Annotated in this window: 25 protein-coding genes; all 25 read left to right on the forward strand. The window is 67.3% G+C overall.

Features of this window, described 5'->3' with window-relative positions; all coding sequences use genetic code 11:
• Positions 1-105: 105 nt before the first annotated feature.
• The 25 genes from fabD (at position 106) to ACVCMG_RS02030 (ending at position 26589) form a co-directional block, all read left to right on the forward strand.
• On the forward strand, positions 106-1053 hold the full coding sequence (fabD, locus tag ACVCMG_RS01910) for an ACP S-malonyltransferase (RefSeq protein WP_447106142.1): 948 nt from the start codon (positions 106-108) through the stop codon (positions 1051-1053).
• A 38-nt stretch (positions 1054-1091) separates the two neighbouring features.
• Complete coding sequence (fabG, locus tag ACVCMG_RS01915; protein ID WP_395118632.1) at positions 1092-1835, forward strand: 3-oxoacyl-ACP reductase FabG; 744 nt, start codon at positions 1092-1094, stop codon at positions 1833-1835.
• 199 nt (positions 1836-2034) lie between these two features.
• On the forward strand, positions 2035-2274 hold the full coding sequence (acpP, locus tag ACVCMG_RS01920) for an acyl carrier protein (protein ID WP_007513179.1): 240 nt from the start codon (positions 2035-2037) through the stop codon (positions 2272-2274).
• A 231-nt stretch (positions 2275-2505) separates the two neighbouring features.
• Positions 2506-3744: a beta-ketoacyl-ACP synthase II gene (gene fabF, locus ACVCMG_RS01925; RefSeq protein WP_395118630.1), complete on the forward strand. Its 1239-nt coding sequence runs from the start codon at positions 2506-2508 to the stop codon at positions 3742-3744.
• An 11-nt stretch (positions 3745-3755) separates the two neighbouring features.
• A complete protein-coding gene (locus ACVCMG_RS01930) occupies positions 3756-5102 on the forward strand; it encodes an aminodeoxychorismate synthase component I (protein WP_447114760.1) in 1347 nt (448 codons plus the stop codon).
• The gene (pabC, locus tag ACVCMG_RS01935; RefSeq protein WP_447114761.1) at positions 5102-5923 is read left to right on the forward strand and encodes an aminodeoxychorismate lyase; all 822 of its coding nucleotides are present in this window, start codon (positions 5102-5104) and stop codon (positions 5921-5923) included. The genes ACVCMG_RS01930 and pabC overlap by 1 nt, the downstream gene beginning before the upstream one ends.
• Positions 5920-6960, forward strand: a complete 1041-nt coding sequence (gene mltG, locus ACVCMG_RS01940; RefSeq protein WP_395118624.1) for an endolytic transglycosylase MltG — start codon at positions 5920-5922, stop codon at positions 6958-6960. The genes pabC and mltG overlap by 4 nt, the downstream gene beginning before the upstream one ends.
• Positions 6957-7598 (forward strand): dTMP kinase, encoded by a 642-nt coding sequence (gene tmk / locus ACVCMG_RS01945; protein WP_395118622.1) that lies wholly within the window; start codon positions 6957-6959, stop codon positions 7596-7598. The genes mltG and tmk overlap by 4 nt, the downstream gene beginning before the upstream one ends.
• Positions 7595-8530, forward strand: coding sequence for a DNA polymerase III subunit delta' (holB, locus tag ACVCMG_RS01950; RefSeq protein WP_447114762.1), 936 nt, complete (start codon positions 7595-7597; stop codon positions 8528-8530). The genes tmk and holB overlap by 4 nt, the downstream gene beginning before the upstream one ends.
• On the forward strand, positions 8530-9516 hold the full coding sequence (locus tag ACVCMG_RS01955; protein ID WP_395118618.1) for a PIG-L deacetylase family protein: 987 nt from the start codon (positions 8530-8532) through the stop codon (positions 9514-9516). The genes holB and ACVCMG_RS01955 overlap by 1 nt, the downstream gene beginning before the upstream one ends.
• Before the next feature lie 27 nt (positions 9517-9543).
• Entirely contained in the window at positions 9544-12423 is a 2880-nt protein-coding gene (locus ACVCMG_RS01960; protein WP_395118616.1) for a sensor domain-containing phosphodiesterase, read from the forward strand.
• 83 nt (positions 12424-12506) lie between these two features.
• Complete coding sequence (locus ACVCMG_RS01965; protein WP_136257074.1) at positions 12507-12860, forward strand: PilZ domain-containing protein; 354 nt, start codon at positions 12507-12509, stop codon at positions 12858-12860.
• Positions 12861-13117: 257 nt separating this feature from the next.
• On the forward strand, positions 13118-13474 hold the full coding sequence (gene ndhC, locus ACVCMG_RS01970; RefSeq protein WP_395118614.1) for an NADH-quinone oxidoreductase subunit A: 357 nt from the start codon (positions 13118-13120) through the stop codon (positions 13472-13474).
• Positions 13465-14022, forward strand: a complete 558-nt coding sequence (locus tag ACVCMG_RS01975) for a NuoB/complex I 20 kDa subunit family protein (RefSeq protein ID WP_008435613.1) — start codon at positions 13465-13467, stop codon at positions 14020-14022. Before ndhC ends, ACVCMG_RS01975 begins: the two co-directional genes overlap by 10 nt.
• A gap of 8 nt (positions 14023-14030) precedes the next feature.
• A complete protein-coding gene (locus ACVCMG_RS01980) occupies positions 14031-14759 on the forward strand; it encodes an NADH-quinone oxidoreductase subunit C (protein WP_447114763.1) in 729 nt (242 codons plus the stop codon).
• Between the two features lie 2 nt (positions 14760-14761).
• Entirely contained in the window at positions 14762-16018 is a 1257-nt protein-coding gene (locus ACVCMG_RS01985) for an NADH-quinone oxidoreductase subunit D (protein ID WP_395118610.1), read from the forward strand.
• A 169-nt stretch (positions 16019-16187) separates the two neighbouring features.
• On the forward strand, positions 16188-16754 hold the full coding sequence (gene nuoE / locus ACVCMG_RS01990; RefSeq protein ID WP_395118608.1) for an NADH-quinone oxidoreductase subunit NuoE: 567 nt from the start codon (positions 16188-16190) through the stop codon (positions 16752-16754).
• Positions 16754-18064 (forward strand): NADH-quinone oxidoreductase subunit NuoF, encoded by a 1311-nt coding sequence (nuoF, locus tag ACVCMG_RS01995; RefSeq protein ID WP_395118606.1) that lies wholly within the window; start codon positions 16754-16756, stop codon positions 18062-18064. Before nuoE ends, nuoF begins: the two co-directional genes overlap by 1 nt.
• Positions 18065-18191: 127 nt before the next feature.
• The gene (gene nuoG / locus ACVCMG_RS02000; RefSeq protein WP_447106138.1) at positions 18192-20516 is read left to right on the forward strand and encodes an NADH-quinone oxidoreductase subunit NuoG; all 2325 of its coding nucleotides are present in this window, start codon (positions 18192-18194) and stop codon (positions 20514-20516) included.
• 5 nt (positions 20517-20521) lie between these two features.
• Entirely contained in the window at positions 20522-21574 is a 1053-nt protein-coding gene (gene nuoH, locus ACVCMG_RS02005) for an NADH-quinone oxidoreductase subunit NuoH (protein ID WP_395118602.1), read from the forward strand.
• Between the two features lie 3 nt (positions 21575-21577).
• Complete coding sequence (gene nuoI, locus ACVCMG_RS02010) at positions 21578-22069, forward strand: NADH-quinone oxidoreductase subunit NuoI (protein WP_395118600.1); 492 nt, start codon at positions 21578-21580, stop codon at positions 22067-22069.
• A 9-nt stretch (positions 22070-22078) separates the two neighbouring features.
• Positions 22079-22735, forward strand: a complete 657-nt coding sequence (locus tag ACVCMG_RS02015; protein WP_395118598.1) for an NADH-quinone oxidoreductase subunit J — start codon at positions 22079-22081, stop codon at positions 22733-22735.
• Positions 22732-23037 (forward strand): NADH-quinone oxidoreductase subunit NuoK, encoded by a 306-nt coding sequence (nuoK, locus tag ACVCMG_RS02020; protein ID WP_136257167.1) that lies wholly within the window; start codon positions 22732-22734, stop codon positions 23035-23037. The genes ACVCMG_RS02015 and nuoK overlap by 4 nt, the downstream gene beginning before the upstream one ends.
• A gap of 4 nt (positions 23038-23041) precedes the next feature.
• Positions 23042-25069 (forward strand): NADH-quinone oxidoreductase subunit L, encoded by a 2028-nt coding sequence (nuoL, locus tag ACVCMG_RS02025; protein ID WP_447106137.1) that lies wholly within the window; start codon positions 23042-23044, stop codon positions 25067-25069.
• A gap of 14 nt (positions 25070-25083) precedes the next feature.
• A complete protein-coding gene (locus ACVCMG_RS02030) occupies positions 25084-26589 on the forward strand; it encodes a complex I subunit 4 family protein (RefSeq protein ID WP_395118594.1) in 1506 nt (501 codons plus the stop codon).
• The last annotated feature ends 5 nt before the right edge of the window (positions 26590-26594 follow it).

The raw sequence follows: 26594 nt of genomic DNA on the forward strand, positions 1-26594 counted from the left end.
GCCGGGCGGCATCGTGTTTTGTGTCCCGGAAAATGCGGAATACAGCTGCGTATGGCCGTCGATGCTGGCACCATGGCGGTTTTCGTCGACGGGATTTGCGCCTCCATGAGTTCCACTTCCGCTTCGCTGGCTTTCGTTTTCCCCGGTCAGGGCTCGCAATCGGTCGGCATGCTGACCGAGCTGGCTGCTGCGCACGCCGAGGTGCAGTCGGCGTTCGGGGAAGCTTCGCAGGGCGCCGGCGTCGATCTGTGGAGCCTCGCCATGCAGGGGCCGGAGGAACTGCTCAACCGCACCGAGCACACCCAGCCGGCGCTGCTGGCTGCCAGCGTGGCGGTGTGGCGCGTGTGGCAGAAGCTGGGTGGCGTGGATCCGGCACAACTGGCGGGCCACAGCCTGGGCGAGTACAGCGCGCTGGTCTGCGCCGGTTCGCTGTCCTTGCACGACGCGGCCGCCCTGGTGGCCGAGCGCGGGCGCCTGATGCAGGCTGCAGTGCCGGCCGGCGTGGGCGCGATGGCGGCCATCCTCGGTGGCGATGATGCGCAGATCGCGGCTGTCTGCGAAGAGGTGGCGCAAGGGCAGGTCGTGTCACCGGCCAATTTCAATTCACCGGGACAACTGGTGATCGCCGGCAACACCGAGGCGGTCGATCGTGCGCTGGTCCGGCTCGCCGAGCTGGGCGTGAAGAAGGCGATCAAGCTGGCCGTGTCGGTGCCGTCGCACTGCGCACTGATGCGCGAGGCGGCCGATCGGTTGGGCGAGCGGATGGCCACGATCGACTGGCAGCTTCCGCGCGTGCCGGTGATCCAGAACGCCGAGGCGCGCAGCTACGGCACGGTCGAGGAGATCCGCGGCGCCTTGCAGCGCCAGTTGTACCTGCCGGTGCGCTGGACCGAGTGCGTGCAGGCACTGGCCGCTGGCGGTGCCACGCACATCGCCGAATGCGGGCCGGGCAAGGTGCTGGCCGGACTGATCAAGCGCATCGACAAGAGCATCGAGGCGCGCCCGCTTGGCGATCCGGCCCAGCTCGATGCCGCCCGCGCCGAGTGGGCGTGAGTTTTCAGTTTTCCGATTCCCCGAAGGAACACCCGACAATGAGCAACCCACTGCAAGGTGAAATCGCGCTGGTCACCGGCGCCAGCCGCGGCATCGGCGCGGCGATCGCGGACGAGCTGGCGGCCATGGGCGCCATCGTGATCGGCACCGCCACCAGCGAAGGCGGCGCCGCCGCGATCGGTGAGCGGATGGCTGCGCACGGCGGTCACGGCCGCGTGCTGGACGTCACCGACGGCGCCGCCGTCGAGGCGCTGGTCGACGCCATCGCGAAGGAATTCGGCCCGGTCTCGATCCTGGTCAACAACGCCGGCATCACCCGCGACCAGTTGCTGATGCGGATGAAGGAGGAGGACTGGCAGGCGATCATCGACACCAACCTCACCTCCGTGTACCGCACGTCGAAGGCGGTGATGCGCGGCATGATGAAGGCGAAGAAGGGCCGCATCATTTCGATCGCCTCCGTGATCGGGCTCACCGGCAACCCCGGCCAGGCGAACTACGCGGCGGCGAAGGCCGGCATCATCGCGTTCTCCAAATCGCTGGCGCGCGAGATCGGCACGCGCGGCATCACGGTCAACGTGGTGGCGCCCGGCTTCATCGACACCGACATGACCCGCGCACTGCCGGAAGAGACCCGCCACGGGTTGCTCGGCCAGATCGCGCTCGGCCGTCTGGGCGATGCCGGCGACATCGCCAAGGCCGTGGGATTCCTGGCTTCGCCTGCGGCGTCCTACATCACCGGCGAGACCTTGCACGTCAACGGCGGGATGTACATGCCGTGAGGCATGCGCACGCAGCTGTCGCCAGCGGCCTCGTTTTGGGCGACAATCGCCCTTTCGCGTCGGTCAGCGGCAGGCAGGTCCAGCCATCGCCGGCGAATCGTGGCAGCGCTGGCGCTTAGCCACTACAATGCCGCCGGTCTTGAGCCATGCAGTCGGACCGGTACCGACAAACAATCACCCCTTGAGAGGTATGGGCAACATGAGCACCATCGAAGAACGCGTCAAGAAAATCGTCGTCGAGCAGTTGGGCGTGAAGGAAGATGAAGTCACGGCGAACGCTTCGTTCGTGGATGATCTGGGCGCGGACTCGCTGGACACGGTGGAGCTGGTGATGGCGCTCGAGGAAGAGTTCGAGACCGAGATCCCGGACGAGGATGCCGAGAAGATCACCACCGTGCAGCAGGCCGTCGACTACATCAAGGCCCACTCCAAGGACTGATCGGTTCCGGAGGCATGTCCATCCCGCCTGGCACGCCCCGTGCGAGCCGGCAAGGATGGGCAGCGGTATCGAATGCTGCGCCTGAATGGCGCAGTTTTCGTTTCTGAATTTCGCAACGTCCGAACCCGTATGGTGCATCGCGCATCGTCGGGCGCCACGGACGACGCACCCGGAGCGCGCCGCGCCGGCCATCGGTCGTGGCAGCTTCCCGGGAACAACGAAGGAACAAGCATGAGCAAGCGTCGAGTAGTAGTGACCGGCATGGGCATCATCTCGCCCGTCGGCAACGACATCGCCAGCGCGTGGGATCGGGTGGTCAAGGGCGAGAGCGGCATCGGGCCGGTCGTCCATTTCGACACCTCGGCCTACTCGACGCGCATCGCCGGCCAGGTCAGCGGCTTCGACCCCGCCGAATGGATGCCGCTCAAGGACGTCAAGAAGATGGACCCGTTCATCCACTACGGCGTGGCGGCGGGCACCCAGGCGCTGCGCGATTCGGGCCTGGAGATCACCGATGCCAATGCGCCGCGCGTCGGCGTGGCAGTGGGCGCCGGTATCGGCGGCCTGTACACGATCGAATCGACCACGCTGGAACTGGCCGCGAAGGGCCCGCGCCGCGTGTCGCCGTTCTACGTGCCCAGCTCGATCATCAACATGGTCTCGGGCCAGCTGTCCATCATGTTCGGCCTGAAGGGCCCCAACATCGCCTGCGTCACTGCCTGTACCACCGGCGCGCACAACATCGGCCTGGCCGCACGCATGATCCAGTACGGCGATGCCGACGCGATGATCGCCGGCGGCGCCGAGTTCGCCACCACCGGCACCGCGATGGCCGGCTTCTGCTCGGCCAAGGCGATGTCCACCCGCAACGACGAGCCGACCAAGGCGAGTCGCCCGTGGGACAAGGATCGCGACGGGTTCGTGCTGTCCGACGGCGCCGGCGTGGTGATGCTGGAGGAGTACGAGCATGCCAAGGCGCGCGGCGCGCGCATCTACGCCGAGCTGGTCGGCTTCGGCATGAGCGGCGACGCATTCCACATGACCGCGCCCAGCGAAGGCGGCGAAGGCGCGGCGCGCTGCATCCAGACCGCGTTGAACGACGCCGGCCTCAATCCGTCCGACGTGCAGTATGTCAACGCCCACGGCACCTCCACGCCGCTGGGTGACCTCGGCGAGGTGATGGCGGCGAAGAAGGTGTTCGGCGACCACGCATACAAGCTGGCGATGAGCTCCACCAAATCCACCACCGGCCATCTGCTGGGCGCGGCCGGTGGCGTCGAGGCGATCTTCAGCGTGCTGGCGCTGCGCGACCAGGTGCTGCCGCCCACGATCAACCTGGACGAGCCGGGCGAAGGCTGCGACCTCGACTTCGTGCCCAACGTCGCGCGCGAGGCGAAGCTCGACGTGGTGCTGTCCAACTCGTTCGGCTTCGGCGGCACCAACGGCACGCTGGCGTTCCGTCGCGTTTGACCGACGCGGGCATGGCTTGCCATCGGCGCCGGCTGGACGGCCGGCGCGATCTTCTCGCGCCGGCGGCGGCGCTCCCCGAGCGCTATCCCTGCCTGTTGCAGAGCGTCGTGCACGGCAGCGCGCAATCGCGCTACGACATCCTGTTCGCGTTTCCCGGCGAGCGCCTGGAACTGGTCGCCGATGGCGTGTTGCGCGACAGGGACGGTCGCGTGCAGCCGGGTCGCTTTCTCGATGCGCTGGACCGGGCGTGGCTTGCCGGGCGGTGCCCGGCTGGCGCCGACGAGTTGCCGTTCCACGGCGGTTGGGTTTTGCTGCTGAGCTATGAACTGGCCGCCGAGATCGAGCCCCGATTGAAGTTGCCGCCCAGCTCGACGCTGCCGTTGGCGCTGGCCGTGCGCTGCCCGGCGGCGATCATCGTCGACCATTGGCACGAATGCACCTGGCTGGTCGCCGAGGCCGGCTTCGAGCCGTTGCTCGACCGGCTCGAAGCCGATCTTGCATCGCCGGCGGCATGGCCGCCGTTGCCCGCACTCGAGACCATCGAGGAAGACCCGCCCGGCGACTTCCTCGATGGCGTGCAGCGCATTCACGAACATCTCCGGGCCGGCGACACGTTCCAGGTGAACCTGTCGCGCGGCTGGAACGCACGCTACGCGCTGCCTCCCCAGCCGGCGGCGCTTTACGACGCCTTGCGCCGCGCCAACCCGGCGCCGTTCGCCGGTTTGCTGCAACAGCCGGGCTGGGCCGTGCTGAGTTCCTCGCCCGAACGCCTGGTGGAAGTGCGCGGCGGCGTGGCGCAGACGCGTCCGATCGCCGGTACGCGCCCGCGGCTGAGCGGCGACGACGAGCACGCGCGCATCCGCGAACTGAGCGCCCACCCGAAGGAGCGTGCCGAACACGTGATGCTGCTCGACCTGGAGCGCAACGACCTGGGTCGTGTCTGCGCGCCGGGCACGGTCGAGGTCGACGAGCTGATGGTGGTGGAGAGTTACGCCCATGTTCACCACATCGTCTCCAATGTACGCGGACGGCTGCGCGCCGGCGTAACGCCGGGCGAGGTGATCGCCGCCACCTTTCCCGGCGGCACCATCACCGGCTGCCCCAAGGTACGCTGCATGGAGATCATCGCCGCGCTGGAGCGCACGCCGCGCGGCGCCTATACCGGCGCGCTGGGCTACCTGGACTGCAATGGCGAGCTCGACTTGAACATCCTGATCCGCACCCTGACGCTGAGCGGCGAGCACGTGAGCCTGCGCGCCGGCGCGGGCATCGTCGCCGACTCGGAAGCCGCCGCCGAGCTGGACGAGACGCGCGCCAAGGCACGCGGCCTGCTGCGCGCGCTCGGGAAGCCGGGCTGATGGCGGCGCGGCTGCTGGTCGACGGCGTGGCCGCGGATCGGGTCAGCGTGCTCGACCGCGGCTTCGGTTACGGCGACGGCCTGTTCGAGAGCATTCGCCTGGTCGGCACGCGCGCGCCGCTGTGGGCGCGGCACATGCAGCGGCTGACGGCCGGTTGCGAGCGCCTGCTGATTCCCGCGCCCGACCCGGACCAGCTCTGGCACGAAACGCAGCAGGTCCGGGCGGACATGGCGCATGCGGTGGTGCGTATCACCGTGACGCGCGGCATCGGCGAGCGCGGTTATGCGCCGCCGGCAACGCCGCGACCCACCCGCGTGGTGGCCGCGTTCCCGGCGCCGCAGGTGGGAGAGGCGGCCATCCACGGCGTGCGCATGCGGGTGTGCCGGCTGCGGCTGGCCGAGCAGCCGCGACTGGCCGGCGTCAAGCATCTGAACCGGTTGGAGCAGGTGCTGGCGCGCGCCGAGTGGAACGATCCGGCGATCGCCGAAGGCGTGCTGTGCGATGGCCACGGCCATGTGATTTCGGCGACCATGGCCAACCTGTTCGCGGTGATCGATGGCGAGTTGCTGACCCCGGCCGTGGACCGCTGCGGTATCGCCGGGGTCGCGCGGGCCGAGGTGCTGGAGGCGATGTCGGCGCGCGTGGCCGAGATCGGGTTGGAGGCCCTGGCCGGGGCCAGCGAGCTGTTCCTGAGTTCGAGCGTGCGCGGCATCGTGCCGGTACAGTCGCTGGAGCGTTGGACCTGGGCACCCGGCGCAGTGGCGCGCCGGTTGCAGCAGCATTGGCGCGATCTGGGATTTTCGATGGAGCAGGGCGGATGAGTGTTCGAGCGATGCGCGGGGCTGCGCGGCTGCACGGGTTGCTGCTGGTGGTGCTGGCGCTGGCGCTCGCTGCGGCGCTGGCGGTGGGCTGGAACGACTACCATCGTTTCAGCGTGACCGCGTTGAACGTATCGCCGCAACAGCAAAGCATCGACGTCAGCCGCGGCACCAGTTTCCGGGGCATCGTCGCCGAGCTGCGGCGACAGGGTCTGACCACGGCCAGCCCGTGGTACTGGCGATTGCTGGCCGAGCAGATGCACGTGGCCGGCAAACTGCACGCGGGGGAATATGCGCTCGCGCCCGGCATCACGCCGCGCCAGTTGCTGTCGGACATGGCGGCGGGCAAGGTCCTGCAGCGCAACTTCACTATCGTCGACGGCTGGACGTTCGCCGAGCTGCGCCGCGCGCTGGCCCAGGCCGACGTGCTGCAGCACGACACCAGCGGCCTCGACGACGCGACGATCATGCAGCGCATCGGCGCCGGCGGCGAGGCGCCGGAAGGACGCTTCCTGCCAGAGACCTACGCCTACGTGAAGGGCGACGGCGAGCTGGACATCCTGCGCCGCGCCCATGCGGCGATGGAGCGTACGCTGGCGGCGCTTTGGCCGGGGCGTGCGCCGGACTTGCCGCTGGCCAATCCGTACCAGGCGCTGATCCTGGCCTCGATCGTGGAAAAGGAAACCGGCCGCGCCGACGAGCGTGCGAAGATCGCCGGAGTGTTCGTCCGGCGCCTGGAGCATCACATGCTGCTGCAGACCGACCCCAGCGTGATCTACGGCATGGGCGCGCGTTACGACGGCAACATCCGCAAGAGCGATCTCGCCGCCGACACGCCCTACAACACCTACACCCGGCCCGGCCTCCCGCCCACGCCGATCGCCCTGCCGGGCCGGCCGGCGATCGCGGCCGCGCTGCATCCCGCCGCCGGCGATGCGTTGTATTTCGTGGCGCGCGGCGATGGCAGTCACGTGTTCTCCAGCACCCTGGCCGAGCACAACCGCAACGTCGACTGCTACCAGCGGAAGCGCTGCCGATGAGTCCCGCGCGCGGCAGGTTCATCAGCCTCGAGGGCGGCGAGGGCGCCGGCAAGAGCACCTTGCTGGCCGGCGTGCTGGCCTGCCTTCGCCAGCGCGGGCTGTCGGTGGTGCAGGCGCGCGAGCCGGGCGGCACGCCGGTGGGCGAGGCGGTGCGCGCGATCGTGCTGGACCCGGCGCTGGCCCCGCTGGCGGCGGAGACCGAACTGCTGTTGATGTTCGCCTCGCGCGCACAGCTGGTGCGCGAGGTGATCGAGCCCGCGCTGGCTGCGGGGCAGTGGGTGGTGTGCGACCGCTTTGCCGACGCGAGTTACGCCTACCAGGGCGGTGGACGCGGCCAGCCCGCCGCGCGCATCGAGGAACTGGAGCGCTGGGCCTGCGACGGCGTGAAGCCTGATCTCACTTTGCTGCTCGACCTGCCGGTCGCGGCCGGGCGCGCCCGTGCCGCCGGTCGCGGCGAGGCCGACCGCATCGAGTCCGAGGCGGACGCGTTCTTCGAGCGGGTGCGTGCCAGCTACCGCGACCGCGCGGCACAGGAGCCGAACCGCTTCCGCGTCATCGACGCCAGCCAAGCTCCCGGGCAGGTGCTGCAGACGGCCACGCATGCCTTGATCGAGTGGCTGGAAGGGTCGGCCCGATGAACGCACTGCCATGGCACGAGGATCATTGGTCGCGGCTGCAGGCCCGTCGCGAGCGCGGCGCGCTGCCGCACGCCCTGCTGCTGTGTGGTGCCGCCGGCCTGGGCAAGCGTGCGTTCGCGCAGCGTTTCGTGCGCGGCCTGCTGTGCACCGAGCCGGTGCACGGCGAAGCCTGCGGGCATTGCCGGGGTTGCCGGTTGACCGCGGCCGGCTCGCATCCGGACCGGGTGGAACTGACCTTCGGCTTGCGCAAGGACGGCACGCCACGCACCGAGATCGTGGTCGACCAGATTCGCGAGTTGTCCGCCCGGCTGGCCATGCGCAGCCAGCTCGGCGGCTGGCAGGTGGTCACCATCGACCCGGCCGACGCGATGAACGCCGCGGCGGCCAATGCCTTGCTGAAGACGCTGGAGGAACCGGCTGCGCAAACCATGCTGATCCTGCTGGCCGATGCGCCGTGGCGGTTGCCGCCGACGATCCGCAGCCGTTGCCAGCGGATCGAGTTCCATCTGCCCGAACCGGCGCTGGCGCTGGCCTGGCTGCAGCGCGAAGGCGTGGCCGACGGCAGGGCGGCGCTGGCGGCAGCCGGTGGCAACCCGGGACTCGCCATGCAATGGAGCCGGCATGGCGCGCTGGAGCAGCGCACCGAAGTCCGCCGCGACCTGGCGGCGCTGGCCGGCGGGCGCGGCCAGGCGGCCGAGGTGGTCAAGCGCTGGCTGGACGACGAGCCGGCGCAACGGCTGTGGTTTGCCGCGCAGGCCGCGGCCGACGAACTGCGCGCCCGTTCGCTGGGCGATCGCCCGCCACTGGGCAGCGCGCTGGACGCGGCGGCGCTGGGCGATTGGCACGACGCCTGCAACCGTGCACGCGAGGGCCTGCGCGGCCCCTTGCGCCCGGATCTGCTGCTGCTGGAGCTGCTGTCCCGGTGGCGCTGATGGACAGTGCCCGGGGCGACGGCGGGCCAGAGTTCTCCGCGAGCACCCGTCTGCTGGTGATCGCGCCGCATCCCGATGACGAAACCCTGGCCACCGGCGTGCTGCTGCAGCAAGTGCTGGCGGCCGGTGGCGAGGTGCGCATCCTGCTGCTGACCGCCGGCGACAACAATCCCTGGCCGCAGCGCGCGCTGGAACGCCGCTGGCGCCTCGGCGCGGCGGATCGGCGCCGCTGGGCGCAGCGGCGCGCGGCCGAATTGCAGCATGCGCTCGCCGCGCTGGGGGTACCGGCGACTGCGTTGCAATCCCTGGACTGGCCCGACCTCGGCGTCACCGGCCTCTTGCTGCGATCGACCGACCTGGCCGTGGCCGCCATCCGCGATGCGATCGACCGCTTCGCCCCCGACCTGATCGCCGTGCCGTCATTGCAGGATCGGCATCCCGACCACAGCGCGGCGCACGTGCTGGTGCGGCTGGCATTGGCCGGCCACGCCACGCCGCCGGCGCTGCTCGCCTACCTCGTGCATGGCGACAAGGGGGATCGGCGCGCCTTGAAGATGCCTGCCACGGCCGCCCAGCTCGCCGGCAAGCGCGCCGCCCTGCAGGCGCATCGCAGCCAACTCGCGTTGAGCGGCAAGCGCCTGCGCCGAATGGCGGAGCGCGACGAAACCTATTTCGAGCCGGACGCTCCGATGCCGGCAGCCCTGCCGTGGCACCCGCCCCGCGTGTGGTGGCGCTGGCTGCGGCTGGACCTGGTGAACCCGGCAACATCGCAGCGCTGGGCCTGGCAGAGCGCGCCGCTGCGACATGACGCGGACGGCACATTGCGCCTGCAGCTGCCCGCGGCTGCGCGTGCGGCGCCGTGTTTCGTGCGGCTGTCGCTGGACTTGTGCTCGCCGTGGATATTCGACCATTGGGGCTGGTGCCAGATCCAAGCCGACGAGCCGACCCCCGCCGCCGGTGTTGCGCCCTTGGACCGACCCAGCTAGGTTGCTGCGCAAGCAGGGGAAGACGGCATGCACCTCGAAGAGCCGGACGCGATGCGGGTCAATACGGGCGCCACGGCTGCGACCAGCGAGAGCTATTACGCGGCGCTGTCCGAGATCGGCCAGTTGCTGGTTCGCGCGGTGGAACCTCCGGAACTCTACGACGCCATCATCGAGGTGCTGCAGCGGCGCCTGGGCGCGATGCTGGTGATGATCGGCGAGGCCGACCACGCGGCCGGATGGTTCCAGCGGGTGGCGCCGGTGGCGGTGGCCGCGGACATGCAGGACATCTACCCCGAACAGACCCCGCTGTCGCTGGTGCGGCCCTCGTTCTGGCGCGGCGTGCCGCAGATCGAGCCGGATCTGCGCCGCGTGCCGGGCCTGCAGCGATTGCGCACCGCCTACGAGCGCCATGACGTGGTCGCCGCGATGGCGATACCGGTGATGGTGTTCGGCGAGGTGCGCGCCGGACTGGTGATCCGCGCATCCGACCCCGCGTACTTCTCGACACGGTTGACCGAGCTGCTGCAGCAGGCCGCCGCGAGCATCGGGCTGGGGCTGGAGGCGCAGTCGCAACGCCATCAGTTGCAGCGCTCGGTGCAGCAGGAGGCTCGCCAGCGCCGCGCCTTGCGTCTGCTCAGCGAGATGATCAAGGTGGTCACGCACAGCGCTGACGAAACCCTGCTGCTGGCCGAGAGCAGCGACGTGGCCTGTCGCGTGGGCGGCTACCGCTTCGCGTGGATCGGCCTGTTTGCCGACGACGCGGCCACAAGCTTGCGCCTGCATGCCCACGCCGGCATGGATGGCGTGGTGACGCCGGGGGAGGGCCTCGCCCTGGACGAGCAGAAGCATGCCGGCGATGCCGCGGTCGTCGCCTTGCGCCGCGGCGAGCCGTGCGTTCGCCAGTACGCCGCGGGCGCGCCGCGCGAATGGCCGCTGCCGGGCACGACGCTGGGGGACGGCGCGGTGCTGGCGTTGCCGCTGCGCGTGGGCGAGGCGGTGGTGGGCGTGTTCGTGGTCGGTGCCGACCAGGCCGACGCATTCACTCCGGTCGAGGTCCAGGTGTTCGCGGAGATGGCGGTCGAGCTTGGCCTGGGCATGCAGATGCAGCGGGCGCACGCGGCGCGGCTGCTGGCCGAGCGCGATCTGCGTTTCAACCTGCAGCACGTGCGCACGGTGCTGTCCAACCAGCATTCCGGGGTGCTGGTGACGACGGCGAACGGGCTGGTGAAGTTCGCCAACGAGGCATTCTGTGCCTTGTTCGGGCTGGCCGAATCGCCGGGCGAACTGGAGGGCCTGCCGTCGGCCGCGCTGCACGCGCGCATCAGTCATCTCTATTGCGAGCCCGAACGCGAGCTCGAACGCATGGCCGGCATCGTGGCGCGCAACGAGGAGTCGCGCGACGAGGAAGTGCTGCTGGCCGACGGGCGCGTACTGCTGCGCGACTTCATGCCGATCTGCATTGACGGCGTGGCGCAGGGCTGCATCTGGCAGCAGCGCGACATCACCGAGCGGAAACTGCACGAGGCGCGCGTCGAGCGGCTGGCGTTCTACGACGTGGTCACCGGTTTGCCCAACCGGCGGCTGCTGTTCGAGCTGCTGGAACAGGCGCGGACCCGAGCCACCGCCGACGATTCCCTGCTGGCAGTGGGCATCCTGGACCTGGACCGGTTCAAGAGCGTCAACGATACCGCCGGCCACAGCGGCGGCGACCGCGTGCTGGCGGAGGCGTCTTCGCGCATCCGCGGCATGCTGCGTGACGCCGACGTGCTGGCCCGCCTCGGCGGCGACGAATTCGCGTTGCTGATCCCTGGCCTGGACAGCCGCGAGCAGCTGGACGTGATCAGCCGCTGCATCCTGCAGGCGCTGCGGGTGCCGTTCAACCTGGACGAGGAGCAGTTGTTCCTGTCGGCAAGCATCGGCTGGACCCTGTTTCCGCTCGACGGCTCCAGCGCCGAGGGGCTGGTCCGCCACGCCGACATGGCGATGTACGAGGCGAAGGAGGCAGGCAAGGATCGCGGCTCGCTGTACGAGCCGGCCATGGAGCTGGAGCAGGTGCGTCTGCAGGCGATGCGCGAGCGGATCGCCCAGGCCCTGCAGCAGTCGCGCTTGCAGCTCCTGTTCCAGCCGATCGTCTACATCGACGGCCTGCCCGGGATCAACGGCGTGGCCGGGATGGAGGCACTCCTGCGCCTCAACGATCGCGAGCAGGAGCTGATCGGCCCGGCCAACTTCATGCACGTGCTGGACGACCCGCAACTTGCCCGGCCGATCGGACGCTACGTGCTGGACGAGGCGCTGCGCTGCTGCCAGGGCTGGTTGCATGCCGGCGTGCCCGTTCCGGTGTCGGTCAACATCAGCACCCGCCACCTGTTGCACCCGGCGTTCTTCGCGGACATCGACGCCGCGCTGGACACCTATCCTGACGTGATGGACGTCGGCTTCGGTATCGAGATCACCGAGACCGGGCCAAGCATGGACCATGCGCGGGCCAAGGTGGTCATCGAGGAATGCCGGCGGCGCGGCATCCGCGTGGGGCTGGACGATTTCGGCACGGGCTCGGCGTCGCTGAGCCACATCCAGCAGCTCGACATCGAGCACATCAAGCTCGACCAGAGTTTCGTGCGCGACATCCTGCATGACGACCGCAACATGGCGATCGCCGCGGGCGTGATCACCACCGCGCGCATGCTGGCCAAGGCGGTGATCGCCGAAGGGGTGGAGACGCCGGTGCAGGGGGATCTGCTGGCGTCGCTGGGCTGCCACCAGTTGCAGGGCTTCTCGATATCGCGGCCGATGGCCGCCGCTTCCGTGCCGGCATGGGTTGCCGGCTGGGCGCCGCCGGCCACCTGGGGCAACCTGGTCAACGAACGGCAGTCGCTGCTGGCCGGCGAAACGACCGGGCAGTGACGCGCGGCAGTGCCTGACGCGCTGCGCCGACCTGCTAAGATCGACGCCGTTGACCGGGACGCAGGCCCGGCGGGGAGCGTGGCATGAAACCGATGGCTGGCCGGCAAGGCATCATCTCGCTGAAGATCAAGGACGCGGCGTCGCTGTACAACGCGTACATGCCGTTCCTCAAGCATGGCGGCCTGTTTGCGCCGACGGCGCAGTCCTATGCCTTGGGCGACGAGGTGGTGCTGCTGGTGACCCTGGCCGACGAGACCGAGCGGCTGTCGGTGGTGGGCAAGGTGGTGTGGATCAGCCCGGTCGGCGCGCAGGGCAATCGTACCGCCGGCATCGGCATCCATTTCAACGAATCCAGCGACGCGGAGGCCGCGCGCAGCCGCATCGAGAACATCCTCGCCGGCACGCTCAATTCCGAGCGACCCACGCAGACCATGTGACGCGCCCGGCGCGAGCCGTGCGTTAGTTCGCAACGCAGCAGCCGTCAAGGCTTGTTGTACCCCATCGCACTGATACAATGCGCGGATTCGCAAACGCGTTTTGCGAGACATCGGGCGCCGGTGGCTTCGATCCGCCGGCGTAGTCGGAGGCCCAGGCCACGCCGATGCACCGAACTGAAGTCGTCGGACCGTGAGCACTTGATCCAAGTTCCCACCGGTCACTGATGCGCCCAAGCGGCGCGGAGGTAGGTTGCATCGTGCTCGCCGAATACTGGCCTGTCCTGTTGTTCATCGCCGTTGCCGCCGGCCTTGGCGTGGTGTTGCTGGTGGTCGGCCTGCTCGCCGGCCCGCGTCGCCCCGAGGCGGAGAAGCTCGCCCCCTACGAATGCGGCTTCGAGGCATTCGAGGACGCACGCATGCGCTTCGACGTGCGCTATTACCTGCTCGCCATCCTGTTCATCATCTTCGACCTGGAAATCGCCTTCCTGTTTCCGTGGGCGGTGGTGTTCAAGCAGATCGGCCTGATCGCGCTGATCGAGATGGGGCTGTTCCTGCTGCTGCTGGTGATCGGCTTTGCTTACGTGTGGAAGAAGGGAGCGCTCGAATGGGAGTGATCGATTCCATCAGCCGGGTGATGCACAACCCCGAGCCGCTGAACCTGGTCGACGACATCCTGCGCCCGGCCGGCGACAACCCCGTCGTGCAACGCGGCTTCGCCACCACCAGCGTCGACGCGCTGATGAACTGGGCGCGCACGGGCTCGATGTGGCCGGTGACCTTCGGCCTGGCCTGCTGCGCGGTGGAGATGATGCACGCCGGCGTGGCGCGGCTCGACCTCGACCGCTACGGCGTGATCTTCCGCCCCAGCCCGCGCCAGTCCGACGTGATGATCGTGGCCGGCACCCTGGTCAACAAGATGGCGCCGGCACTGCGCAAGGTCTACGACCAGATGCCCGAGCCGAAGTGGGTCATCTCGATGGGCAGCTGCGCCAACGGCGGCGGCTACTACCACTATTCCTACTCCGTGGTGCGCGGCTGCGACCGCATCGTGCCGGTGGACATCTACGTGCCGGGCTGCCCGCCGACGGCCGAAGCATTGATCCACGGCATCCTGCAGTTGCAGAAGAAGATCCGTCGCACCAGCACCATCGCGCGTTCGTGAGGCCCGACATGTCCGATACCTCCGCGAAGTCGCTTGCCGACCAGCTTGTCGCGCGCTTCGGCGACACGCTGGAAGTCAGCACCGAGCGCAACGAGATCATTGCCGACCTGGCCGCCGCCGACCTGGTTGCGGTGGCCACCGCGCTGCGCGACGAGCCGGCGTTCCGCTTCGGCGAGCTGATCGACCTGTGCGGCATCGATTACCTCGGCTACGGTCAGGTCGAGTGGGACACCACCACGGTCAGCGGCTCGGGTTTCTCGCGCGGTGTCGAAGGGCAGGCGCTGGGCCGCTTCAGCTGGGCCGATCGCCCCAGCGGCGACAGCCAGCCGCGCCGCTTCGCCGCGGTGGTCCAGCTGCTTTCGATCGAGCACAACCGTCGCTTGCGCCTGCGCGTGTTCTGCACGGACGACAGCCTGCCGGTGGTGCCGTCGCTGACTCCGGTGTGGCCTGGCGTGAACTGGTTCGAGCGCGAGGCGTTCGACCTGTTCGGCATCATCTTCGAAGGGCACCCGGACCTGCGCCGCATCCTCACCGACTATGGTTTCGTCGGCCATCCGTTCCGCAAGGATTTCCCGCTGATCGGCAATGTCGAGGTGCGCTACGACCCCGAGCAGAAGCGGGTGATCTACGAACCCGTGTCGATCGAGCCGCGCGTGCTGGTGCCGCGCACGATCCGTGACGACGCCGACCTGCTGCAGGCCCGGGCTGAAGCCGCCGACAAGTGGCGGGAGAACTGAAGATGGCCCAGGAAATCCGCAACTACACGATGAACTTCGGCCCGCAGCACCCGGCTGCGCACGGCGTGCTGCGCCTGATCATGGAGATGGACGGCGAGACCATCGTGCGCGTCGATCCGCACGTGGGCCTGCTCCATCGCGGCACCGAAAAGCTGGCCGAGTCCAAGCCGTTCAACCAGTCGATCGGCTACATGGACCGGCTCGACTACGTGTCGATGATGTGCAACGAGCACGCCTACGTGCGCGCGATCGAGACTCTGCTGGGGATCGAGGCGCCGGAGCGCGCGCAGTACATCCGCACCATGTTCGACGAGATCACCCGCATCCTGAATCACCTGATGTGGATCGGCTCGAACGCACTCGACCTGGGTGCGATGGCGGTGATGCTCTATGCGTTCCGCGAGCGCGAGGAGCTGATGGACGTCTACGAGGCGGTGTCGGGTGCGCGCATGCACGCCACGTACTACCGCCCGGGAGGCGTCTACCGCGACCTGCCGGCGCAGATGTCGCAGTACCGCGAGTCGCCGTGGCACAAGGGTGCCGACCTCAAGCGCATCAACAGCTGGCGCGAAGGTTCGATGCTCGACTTCCTCGACGCGTTCACCGCCGACTTCCCCTCGAAGGTGGACGAATACGAGGCACTGCTCACCACCAACCGCATCTGGAAGCAGCGCACCGTCGGCATCGGTGTGGTCAGCCCGGAACTGGCCCAGCAGTGGGGCATGACCGGCGTGATGCTGCGCGGCTCCGGCGTGGAATGGGACCTGCGCAAGAAGCAGCCGTACGCGAAATATGCCGAGGTGGACTTCGACATCCCCGTCGGCGTCAACGGCGACTGCTACGACCGCTACCTGTGCCGCGTGGAGGAGATGCGCCAGTCCAACCGCATCATCCGCCAGTGCGTGGAATGGCTGCGCGCCAATCCCGGCCCGGTGATCCTCAACGACTACAAGGTCGTGCCGCCCCATCGCGAGGTGATGAAGGAGAGCATGGAAGCGCTCATCCATCACTTCAAGCTGTTCACCGAAGGCTATTGCGTGCCGGCCGGCGAAACCTATTGCGCGGTCGAGGCGCCCAAGGGCGAGTTCGGCTGCTACCTGGTTTCCGACGGTGCCAACAAGCCGTTCCGCGTGCACCTGCGTGCTCCCGGTTTCGCCCACCTCTCCTCCATGGACACCGTCGTGCGCGGCCACATGCTCGCCGACGTGGTGGCCATGATCGGCACCTATGACCTGGTGTTCGGCGAGGTGGATCGATGATCCGGGAAATCGGGAATCGGGAATCGGGAATGGGCAGAGCGCATCTCGGTCGCGCGTGCCTTCATGTTTCTACCAGCCACGACTGCTGTCACGGAGTCGGGATCGTCGCGATGCGGGATGGCTTTTGCCGATTCCCGAGCCCCGATTCCCGATTCCCGGAGTTCCATCCATGAAAGCCACCGGCAACTACAACCAGGTGAAGCACGTCGATCCACTCCTCGTGCTTTCCGAGCACACGCGCAAGCACATCGACGCGTGGGTGGCCAAGTTTCCGCCGGATCGCAAGCGCTCGGCGCTGATCCAGGCGCTGTTCGGCGCGCAGGAGCAGAACCGCGGCTTTCTCACCGACGAGCTGATCACCGCGGTGGCGAAATATCTGGACCTGCCGCCCATCTGGGCCTATGAGGTGGCGAGCTTCTACTCGATGCTCGAAACCCGGCCGGTAGGCCGCAACAACGTGGCTATCTGCACCAACATCTCGTGCTGGCTCAACGGTGCCGAGGAGCTGGTCCGCCACTGCGAGCAGAAGCTCGGCATCAAGCTGGGCCAGAGCACGCCCGACGGGCGCGTCTACCTGAAGGCCGAGGAAGAGTGCATCGCCGCCTGCGTGTACGCCCCGGCCGCCACGGTCAACGGGCATTACCACGAACGTCTCACCACCGAAAAGCTCGACGCGATCCTGGATGGCCTGACCCTCGACGGTCCGGCCGCCCACGGCGCGGAGGGGAGTCACTGATGGCCGTCGGACCCGCACCCCAGGAACACCAGGTCGTCTACACGACGTTGCACTTCGACACGCCGTGGGCGATGGAAAGCTACGAGCAGGTCGACGGCTACAAGGCCTGGCGCAAGATCCTCGCCGAGAAGCCCGATCCGGCGTCGCTGGTCGAGGAGATCAAGAAGAGCAGCCTGCGCGGCCGCGGCGGCGCCGGTTTCCCGACCGGACTGAAGTGGTCCTTCATGCCCAAGGGCACGATGCAGAAATACATCCTGTGCAATTCGGACGAGTCCGAGCCGGGTACCTGCAAGGACCGCGACATCCTCCGCTACAACCCGCACGCGGTGATCGAGGGGCTGGCCATTGCCTGCTACTGCACGGGCTCGACGGTGGCCTACAACTACCTGCGCGGCGAATTCCACCACGAGCCGTTCGAACACTTCGAGGCGGCGCTGAAGGAAGCCTATGCCGCCGGCCTGCTCGGCAAGAACGTGCAGGGCAGCGGCATCGACGTGGACATCCATGCCGCCCTGGGCGCCGGCGCCTACATCTGCGGCGAAGAGACCGCGATGATGGAGTCGCTGGAAGGCAAGAAGGGCATGCCGCGCTTCAAGCCCCCGTTCCCGGCCAATTTCGGCCTGTACGGCAAGCCGACGACGATCAACAACACCGAGACCTACGCTTCGGTGCCGGCGATCCTGCGCCGCGGCGCGGACTGGTTCCTCAACCTCGGCAAGCCGAACAACGGTGGCCCGAAGATCTTTTCGGTGTCCGGCCACGTCAATCGCCCCGGCAATTACGAAGTCCGCCTCGGTACCTCGTTCAAGGATCTGCTGGCGCTGGCCGGCGGCGTGCGCAACGGCCACAAGCTCAAGGCAGTGATCCCGGGCGGCTCCTCGATGAAGGTGCTGCCGGCCGAGATCATGCTCGAAAGCACCATGGACTACGACTGCCTGCAGAAGGCCGGCTCCGGCCTGGGCTCGGGCGCGGTGATCGTGATGGACGAGACCACCTGCATGGTCAGGGTCTGCCAGCGCATCTCGCGCTTCTACAAGGCCGAGTCCTGCGGCCAGTGCACGCCGTGCCGCGAAGGCACCGGCTGGATGTATCGCGTGCTGACCCGCATCGTCGAAGGCAACGGCACACAGGAGGACCTGCACCGCCTGAAGGCCATCGCCGGGCAGATCGAGGGCCACACCATCTGCGCTTTCGGCGAGGCGGCGGCATGGCCGGTGCAGGGATTCCTGAACCGGTTCTGGAACGAATTCGAGTACTACGTGGAGCACGGACACTCGATCGTCGATTCGCGCGATGAGGTCAAGGCATGACCATGCTCTCCATCCGCGCGAATCGGGAATCGGGAATCGGGAACAGGGAATCGCGCCGCGACATCCGGCGGCCCTTTCCATCTCCCATTCTCCATTCTCCATTCCCTGCTCCCCAAGGAGTTGCTGCATGAGTACGCAGCCAACCAGCACCGCTCCCGACCTGGTCAGCATCGAGATCGACGGCAAGCCGGTGCAGATCCGCAAGAATGCGATGATCATCGAGGCAGCCGATGCCGTCGGCGTCGTGATCCCGCGTTTCTGCTATCACCGCAAGCTGCCGATCGCCGCGAACTGCCGCATGTGCATGGTCGAGGTGGAGATGGGCGGGCGCCCGGTGCCCAAGGGGCTGCCCGCGTGCGCCACCCCGGTCACCGAGGGCATGAAGGTGCAGACCCGCTCCAAGCTCGCGCTGCAATACCAGCGCGACGTGATGGAGTTCCTGCTGATCAACCACCCGCTGGATTGCCCGATCTGCGATCAGGGCGGCGAGTGCGAACTGCAGGACGTGGCGCTGGGCTTCGGTCGCAGCGTGTCGCGCTTCACCGAGCGCAAGCGCACGGTGGCCGACGAGAACATCGGGCCGCTGGTGGCCACCGAGATGACGCGCTGCATCCACTGCACGCGCTGCGTGCGCTTCACCAGCGAGATCGCCGGCACCTACGAGCTGGGTGGCATGAGCCGCGGTGAGGACCAGGTCATCGGCACCTACATCGGCAAGACGGTGGAAACCGAGCTGTCCGGCAACATCATCGACGTCTGTCCGGTCGGCGCATTGACCGACAAGGTGTTCCAGTTCAAGGCGCGCGCTTGGGAATTGATCGCCAAGCCGTCGATCGGCGCGCATGACGCGCTGGGTTCCAACCTGTGGCTGCACACGCGCCGCGGCGAGGTGCTGCGGGTGGTGCCGCGCGACAACGAGGCGATCAACGAGTGCTGGCTGTCAGACCGCGACCGCTACAGCCACCAGGGCATGTACGCCCCCGATCGCCTGCATGCTCCGCAGGTGAAGCGCGACGGCCAGTGGCACGACACCACCTGGGAGGACGCGCTGGCGTTCGCCGGCGAGGCACTGAAGAAGGCGCCGGGCAGCGAGCTGGGCATCCTGGCGCACCCGTCGATCTCGAACGAGGAAGGCGACCTGCTGGTGCGCCTGGCGCGTGGCCTGGGCAGTGCCCACCTCGACCACCGTTTGCGCCAGCTCGATTTTGCCGATCACGCCGTGGCGGTACCGTTCGGCATGCCGGTCGCCGAACTGGAAAGGGTACAGGCCGCCTTGCTGGTCGGCTCGGACCTGCGCCAGGAACTGCCGCTGGTCAATCACCGGCTGCACCAGGCGACCAAGAAGGGCGCGCGCGTCTTCGTGGTGAATCCGGCTCGTTTCGATTTCAACTACAAGCTGGCGGGCGAGACGATCGTCGCTCCGCAAGCGCTGGTCGACGCCATGCTGGGGCTGGCCAAGGCTGCAGTGGAAGCCGGTGCCACGGCGCCGGCATCGCTGGCCGGTGCGCTGGACAGCGCCCGCAGCGGGCAGGGCGATGGTGGGGTGATTGCCGCGCTGAAGGCGGGTACCTCGGCGGTGATCCTCGGCGAAGCCGCCGCGACACACCCGCAGGCCTCGTGGCTGCGCGCGATCGCGCACTTCATCGGCGAAGCCACCGGTGCCGGCGTCAATGAGGTGCCGGTGGGCGCCAACGCCATCGGCCTGGGTCGCATCGGCGTGGTGCCGGGCAATGGCGGGCTCGATGCCCAGGCCATGCTGGCGCAGCCGCGCAAGGCGTACCTGCTGTACGGCGTCGAGCCGCCGCACGACTTCGCCGATGGCGCCGCGGCGCTGAAGGCGCTGCGCGGCGCTGACAAGGTCGTGGCGTTCAGCGCCTTCGGCGGTGCCGCGCTGCGCGAGGTGGCGGACGTCATCCTGCCGATTGCACTGCTGGCCGAAATCGACGCGACCCTGGTCAACGTCGACGGATTGGCGCAGGGCGTGATCGCGGGTGCCAAGGCGCCGGGCGAGGCGCGGCCGGGCTGGAAGGTCCTGCGTGCGCTCGGCGGGGCGATGCAGCTGGCCGGTTTCGAGTTCGACGACATCGCCGGTCTGCGCGACGGCATCGGCGCGCGCGCGCAGGCAGCGCGCCAGGGCCTGTCGACGCGTGCGGCGCCTGCCGCGCTGACCCGGTTGGCCACCTGGCCGATCTACCGCGTCGATGCGGTGTTGCGCCGGGCCACCGCGCTCAATGCGCACCCGCTCAATCGTGCGCCGGCGATCCGCCTCAATGAAGCCGAGGCGGGGCGGCAAGGCCTGACCGCCGGCGCGCAGGCGCGCATCGGCGAGGTGCAGTTGCCGGTGCTGGTCGATGCGGCCGTGCCCGACGGCGCCGTGTGGATCGAGGCAGCCCAAGACCTTACCGCCACGCTGCCGCCGCACGGCGCAGCCATCACCTTGAGCAAGGCATAGGCATCATGGCTGATCAACTCATCAACCAGGTCATGTGGCCGCTGATCTACATCCTGTGCATCGTGCTGCCGCTGGTGATCGCGGTGGCGATGTTCGTGTACTGGGAGCGCAAGGTCATCGGCTGGATGCACGTGCGCATGGGACCGAACAAGGTCGGCCCCGGCGGCGTGCTGCAGGCGTTCGCCGACGTGGTGAAGCTCTTGATCAAGGAAGTGATCCTGCCGACCAAGGCCAACCGCTTCCTGTACTTCCTGGCGCCGCTGATCGGGCTGGTCCCCGCGCTGGCGGCCTGGGCGGTGATCCCGTTCAGCGGCAAGATGGTGCTCTCCAACGCCAACGCAGGCATCCTCTACCTGCTGGCGATGACCTCGATGGGCGTCTACGGCATCATCATCGCAGGCTGGGCGTCCAACTCGCGCTACGCGCTGTTGGGCGCCATGCGTTCGGCGGCCCAGGTGATCTCGTACGAGCTGGCCATGGGCCTGTGCCTGGTCTGCGTGATGGTGCTGGCCGGCAGCCTCAACCTCAGCGAAATCGTCAACGCGCAGGCCGGCGGCAAGGGCTTGTTCGACTGGTTCTGGCTGCCGTTGCTGCCGGTCTTCGTGATCTATTTCGTCTCCGGCGTGGCCGAGACCAACCGCCTGCCGTTCGACATGGCCGAAGGCGAGTCGGAAATCGTCGCCGGCTTCCACGTGGAGTATTCCGGGTCGGCCTTCGCGCTGTTCTTCCTGGCCGAATACGCCAACATGATCCTGGTCAGCTTCCTGTCGGCGATCTTCTTCCTCGGCGGCTGGCTCAGCCCGCTGCAGGGCTGGATCTCCGCCGACGCGCCCGGCTGGATCAGCTGGCTGGGGGCAGGCGGCTTCATCTGGCTGTTCATCAAGGCGTTCGTGATGTCGTTCTTCTTCCTGTGGTTCCGCGCCACGTTCCCGCGCTACCGCTACGACCAGATCATGCGCCTGGGCTGGAAGGTATTCATCCCCATTGCCATTGCCTGGGTGTTCGTCGCCGGTCTGCTGAAGTACTACGACCTGGTCAGCATCGGGGTGGGAGCGTAAGCCATGAACGCGGTAACCCGTTATTTGAAGAGTTTGATGCTGGCGGAGCTGGTTGCCGGCATGGGCGTGACGATGCGCTACATGTTCAAGCCCAAGTACACCATGCGCTACCCGATGGAGCACATCCCGAAGTCGAATCGTTTCCGCGGTCTGCATGCGTTGCGCCGCTATGCGAACGGCGAGGAGCGCTGCATCGCCTGCAAGCTGTGCGAGGCGGTCTGCCCGGCGCTGGCGATCACCATCGATTCGGCTCCGCGAGAGAGCGACGGCCAGCGCCGCACCACGCGCTACGAGATCGACCTGTTCAAGTGCATCTACTGCGGTTTCTGCGAGGAGAGCTGCCCGGTCGACTCGATCGTCGAGACCTCGATCCACGAATACCACTTCGAGAATCGCGGCGAGAACGTGGTGGACAAGCAGAAGCTGCTTGCCATCGGCGATCGCTTCGAACAGCAGATCGCTGCGGATCGTGCCCAAGATGCGCCGTACCGCTGAGGCCCTTCGATGAATCCCCAAACGCTGCAAATCATCTGCTTCTACGCCTTCAGCCTCGTCACGGTGGCGGCGGCGCTCTCGGTGATCACGCTGAAGAACACCGTGCACGCCGTGCTCGCGCTGGTGCTCACCTTCTTCAGCGCTGCCTGCCTGTGGATGCTGCTGGACGCCGAGTTCCTCGCGCTGGCACTGGTGGTGGTCTACGTCGGCGCGGTGATGGTGCTGTTCCTGTTCGTGGTGATGATGCTCGACATCGACCTGGAGAAAATGCACGAGGGTTTCGTGAAGTTCCTGCCGGTCGGGGTGATCGTGGCCATCGTGATGCTGGTCGAGATGCTCGGCCTGATCGGCGTGCGGGCGATGCATGCGCGCGACCTGGGCGCTGACCCGGCTGCGGTGGCCGGCATGTCCAACACCGCGTGGCTGGGCCAGGCGCTGTACACCAAATTCCTGTTGCCGTTCGAAGTGGCTGCGCTGGTGCTCACCGTGGGCCTGGTGGCTGCGGTAGCGCTGACCCTGCGCGAACGTCGCGGTGCGCGTTACGAATCCGCCAGCCGGCAGGTCAGGGTCGATCCGCGCGATCGCGTGCGCATCGTCAAGATGGACGCCGTACGCCCGACGCCGGCCGCCGCCGACGAGGGCACCGCAGGAGAATCCAAGCCATGATTTCGCTCGCACACTACATCGTGCTCGGCGCCGTGCTGTTCTGCATCGCCGTGGCCGGGCTGTTCATCAACCGCAAGAACGTGATCGTGCTGCTGATGTCGATCGAGCTGATGCTGCTTGCGGTCAACATGAATTTTGTCGCGTTCTCGCGCTTCCTGGGCGACGTGTCGGGGCAGGTGTTCGTGTTTTTCATCCTCACCGTGGCTGCGGCGGAAGCTGCCGTCGGCCTGGCGATCCTGGTCCTGCTGTTCCGTACGCGCAGCACGATCAATATCGCCGACATCGACAGCATGAAGGGCTGAACCCATGGGTCTTTCCACGAGCGTCCTGTTGACCATCGCACTGGCGCCGCTGCTCGGTTCGCTGGTGGCCGGTTTCGTCAGCCCGTTCCTCGGCCGCGCGGGTCGCGCGGTCGCCCACACCGTCACCATCGCGTGCATGATCGTGTCGGTCGCGCTGTCGTTCCATGTGCTGTACCAGCTCACCGTGGGCGGCGCGGACAACTACAACCAGAACCTCTACACCTGGTTCCAGATCGGGCAAGTCAACGCCAGCGTCGGTTTCATGGTGGACAGGCTCACCGCGATGATGCTGGTGGTGGTGGGCTTCGTCTCGCTGGTGGTGCACCTGTACACCATCGGCTACATGCGCGACGACCCGGGCTATACGCGCTTCTTCAGCTACATTTCGCTGTTCACCTTCTCGATGTTCATGCTGGTCATGAGCAACAACTTCATGCAGCTGTTCTTTGGCTGGGAAGCGGTGGGCCTGGTGTCCTACCTGCTGATCGGCTTCTGGTACAAGCGGCCGACCGCGATCTTCGCCAACCTGAAGGCGTTCCTGGTCAACCGTGTGGGTGACTTCGGCTTCCTGCTGGGCATTGCCGCGGTGTTGACCTTCCTGCACACGCTGGACTACGCCAGTGCGTTCAGCGCGGCGCCGGGGCTGGCTGGCCAGACGCTGCAGATCACCGCGAACACGCAGTGGGATGCGGCGACCGTGATCTGCATCTTGCTGTTCGTCGGCGCCATGGGCAAGTCGGCACAGGTGCCGCTGCACGTGTGGCTGCCCGATTCGATGGAAGGCCCGACCCCGATCTCGGCGCTGATCCATGCCGCGACCATGGTCACCGCCGGCATCTTCATGGTGGCGCGCATGTCGCCGCTGTTCGAGATGTCCTCGACTGCGCTGAGCTTCGTGCTGGTGATCGGCGCCACGACTGCGCTGTTCACCGGGTTGATTGGCATAGTCCAAAATGACATCAAGCGCGTGGTGGCGTACTCGACGCTGTCGCAGCTGGGCTACATGACGGTGGCGCTGGGCGTGTCGATGTACTCCGGCGCGGTATTCCACCTGATGACCCACGCCTTCTTCAAGGCGCTGCTGTTCCTCGGTGCCGGCTCGGTGATCATCGCCATGCACCACGAGCAGGACATGCGCTACATGGGCGGCCTGCGCAAGTACATGCCGATCACATGGATCACCATGTGGATCGGCTCGCTGGCGCTGGTGGCGGTGCCGTTCACCTCGGGTTTCTACTCCAAGGATGCGATCATCGAGGCGGTCGGCCTGTCGCATCGCTGGGGCGCCAACTATGCGTACTTCTGCGTGATGGCCGGTGCGCTGGTCACGGGCCTGTACACGTTCCGCCAGATGTACCTGACCTTCCACGGCAAGGAACGCTTCACTGTCGTCGCCTCGCATGGTCACGGTCATGACGATCACGATCACCATGAACCGGGCGTGCTGGCGCATGCGCCGAAGGAGTCGCCGTGGGTGGTGACCGTGCCGCTGGTGCTGCTGGCGATCCCGTCATTGCTGATCGGCTACGTCACCGTGGCGCCGATGCTGTTCGGCAACTGGTTCGGCAGCGCGATCCACGTGGGCGAGGCCAACAACGTGCTGGCCGAGCTGGGCCAGGAGTTCCATGGCGCGGCGGTGATGGCGTTGCACGGCTTCACCCAGCTGCCGTTCCTGCTGGTGGTGGCGGCCTTCGTGATCTGTACCTACATCTACGTGTTCAATCCCGCGCTGGCCGGTCGGATCAAGCAGGCGCTCAAGCCATTGTGGACGGTGCTCGACCGCAAGTACTGGGCGGATGAAGTGGAGTACGCGCTGTTTGCCAGCGGCGGGCAGAAGATGGGGCGCCTGTTCTGGAAGTTCAGCGACGCCGGCGTGATCGACGGCGTGGCGGTGAACGGGTCGGTGCGGCTGGTCCATCGCGGCGCGGCATTGCTGCGGAGACTCCAGACCGGTTACCTCTACCACTACGCGTTCGCCATGATCATCGGCGTGATCGTGCTGTTTGGCGGCTATCGACTGTTCGGCAACTAGGGGAAGCAGGCTCCATGTTCAATCATCTTCTCAGTCTGCTGATCTGGCTGCCCATCGTCGGCGCGGTGCCGGTGCTGCTGGCCGGTTCCGCCCGGCCGATGCTGGCGCGCTGGCTGGCGCTGCTTATTACCATCGCGACCTTCGTGATCAGCCTGTGGCTGCTGCGCTACGACCCGGAAGGGTCGGTGATGCAGCTGCAGGAAACCCATGTGTGGATCGCGACCTGGGGCGTGCATTTCACCCTGGCGGTGGACGGCATCTCCGTCGCGCTGATCCTGATGACGACCTTCGTCGGCATCCTGGTCATCGCCGGCGCGTGGAAGGTCATCCAGAACCGTCCGCACCAGTACATGGCCTGCATGCTGTTGCTGGAGGGCCTGCTGATCGGCGTGTTCTGCGCCACCGACGCGCTGGTGTTCTACGCCTTCTTCGAGGCGGTGCTGATCCCGATGTACATCCTGATCGGCATGTGGGGCGGTCCGCGGCGCGTGTACGCGACGTTGAAGCTGTTCATCTACACGTTCACCGGTTCGGTGTTCATGCTGATCGCGCTGCTGTACCTGTACCAGAAGGCGCACACGTTCGATCTGGCGACGCTGGCGGCGCTGCCGCTGACGATGAAGGAGCAGGCCTGGCTGTTCTTCGGCTTCCTGATCGCCTTCGCGATCAAGGTGCCGATGGTGCCGGTGCACACCTGGTTGCCCGACGCGCACGTCGAGGCGCCCACCGGCGGTTCGGTGTGGCTGGCGGCGGTGATGCTGAAGATCGGCACCTACGGCATGGTGCGCTTCATCCTGCCGATCACCCCGGACGCCGGTGCGCACTTCGCGTGGATCGTGATCGTGCTCAGCCTGGTCGCGATCGTCTACATCGGCTATGTCGCGCTGGTGCAGGAGGACATGAAGAAGCTGGTGGCCTATTCGTCCGTGGCGCACATGGGCTTTGTCACCCTGGGCATCTTCATGGCCTTCATGCTGGTGCGCGAAGGCGGCAATACCGACATGGCCAGCCTGGGCATGCAGGGCGCGATGGTGCAGATGATTTCGCACGGTTTCGTCTCCGGCGCCATGTTCACCTGCATCGGCGTGATGTACGACCGCACCCACACGCGCCAGATCAAGGACTACGGCGGCGTCATCAACATGATGCCGTGGTTCGGCCTCTTCTACGTCTTGTTCGCGATGGCGAACTGCGGCCTGCCGGGCACCAGCGGTTTCGTCGGCGAGTTCATGGTGATCCTGGCCAGCTTCAGCGCCAGCCCGTGGATCGCGTTGTTTGCCACGTTCACCCTGATCATTGGTGCCGGCTACACCTTGTGGTTGGTCAAGCGCGTGCTGTGGGGCCCGGTGACCACCGAACACGTCAAGCACATGACGCCGATGACCCCGCGTGAAACCTGGGTGCTGATCGGCTTCGCCGTTGCGGTCCTTGCCATCGGCGTGTGGCCGCAGCCGCTGATCCACCTGATGGACAGCTCGGTGGCGCACCTGGTGCAGCAACTTGCCGTCCACAAGATCTGAGCAGA

The organism is Rhodanobacter sp. UC4451_H18, from assembly GCF_052978225.1.

Bases quoted from the DNA above. Each gene is read 5' to 3' on its own strand.
- ACVCMG_RS02015 (WP_395118598.1), top strand. From the start codon at position 22,079: ATGAATCCCCAAACGCTGCAAATCATCTGCTTCTACGCCTTCAGCCTC.
- ACVCMG_RS01965 (WP_136257074.1), top strand. From the start codon at position 12,507: ATGAAACCGATGGCTGGCCGGCAAGGCATCATCTCGCTGAAGATCAAG.
- nuoG (WP_447106138.1), top strand. From the start codon at position 18,192: ATGAGTACGCAGCCAACCAGCACCGCTCCCGACCTGGTCAGCATCGAG.
- nuoI (WP_395118600.1), top strand. From the start codon at position 21,578: ATGAACGCGGTAACCCGTTATTTGAAGAGTTTGATGCTGGCGGAGCTG.
- nuoF (WP_395118606.1), top strand. From the start codon at position 16,754: ATGGCCGTCGGACCCGCACCCCAGGAACACCAGGTCGTCTACACGACG.
- nuoE (WP_395118608.1), top strand. From the start codon at position 16,188: ATGAAAGCCACCGGCAACTACAACCAGGTGAAGCACGTCGATCCACTC.
- fabD (WP_447106142.1), top strand. From the start codon at position 106: ATGAGTTCCACTTCCGCTTCGCTGGCTTTCGTTTTCCCCGGTCAGGGC.
- nuoL (WP_447106137.1), top strand. From the start codon at position 23,042: ATGGGTCTTTCCACGAGCGTCCTGTTGACCATCGCACTGGCGCCGCTG.
- acpP (WP_007513179.1), top strand. From the start codon at position 2,035: ATGAGCACCATCGAAGAACGCGTCAAGAAAATCGTCGTCGAGCAGTTG.
- pabC (WP_447114761.1), top strand. From the start codon at position 5,102: ATGGCGGCGCGGCTGCTGGTCGACGGCGTGGCCGCGGATCGGGTCAGC.
- ACVCMG_RS01975 (WP_008435613.1), top strand. From the start codon at position 13,465: ATGGGAGTGATCGATTCCATCAGCCGGGTGATGCACAACCCCGAGCCG.
- nuoH (WP_395118602.1), top strand. From the start codon at position 20,522: ATGGCTGATCAACTCATCAACCAGGTCATGTGGCCGCTGATCTACATC.
- holB (WP_447114762.1), top strand. From the start codon at position 7,595: ATGAACGCACTGCCATGGCACGAGGATCATTGGTCGCGGCTGCAGGCC.
- ACVCMG_RS02030 (WP_395118594.1), top strand. From the start codon at position 25,084: ATGTTCAATCATCTTCTCAGTCTGCTGATCTGGCTGCCCATCGTCGGC.
- nuoK (WP_136257167.1), top strand. From the start codon at position 22,732: ATGATTTCGCTCGCACACTACATCGTGCTCGGCGCCGTGCTGTTCTGC.
- ACVCMG_RS01960 (WP_395118616.1), top strand. From the start codon at position 9,544: ATGCACCTCGAAGAGCCGGACGCGATGCGGGTCAATACGGGCGCCACG.
- fabG (WP_395118632.1), top strand. From the start codon at position 1,092: ATGAGCAACCCACTGCAAGGTGAAATCGCGCTGGTCACCGGCGCCAGC.
- ACVCMG_RS01980 (WP_447114763.1), top strand. From the start codon at position 14,031: ATGTCCGATACCTCCGCGAAGTCGCTTGCCGACCAGCTTGTCGCGCGC.
- ACVCMG_RS01930 (WP_447114760.1), top strand. From the start codon at position 3,756: ATGGCTTGCCATCGGCGCCGGCTGGACGGCCGGCGCGATCTTCTCGCG.
- tmk (WP_395118622.1), top strand. From the start codon at position 6,957: ATGAGTCCCGCGCGCGGCAGGTTCATCAGCCTCGAGGGCGGCGAGGGC.
- ACVCMG_RS01955 (WP_395118618.1), top strand. From the start codon at position 8,530: ATGGACAGTGCCCGGGGCGACGGCGGGCCAGAGTTCTCCGCGAGCACC.
- ACVCMG_RS01985 (WP_395118610.1), top strand. From the start codon at position 14,762: ATGGCCCAGGAAATCCGCAACTACACGATGAACTTCGGCCCGCAGCAC.
- mltG (WP_395118624.1), top strand. From the start codon at position 5,920: ATGAGTGTTCGAGCGATGCGCGGGGCTGCGCGGCTGCACGGGTTGCTG.
- fabF (WP_395118630.1), top strand. From the start codon at position 2,506: ATGAGCAAGCGTCGAGTAGTAGTGACCGGCATGGGCATCATCTCGCCC.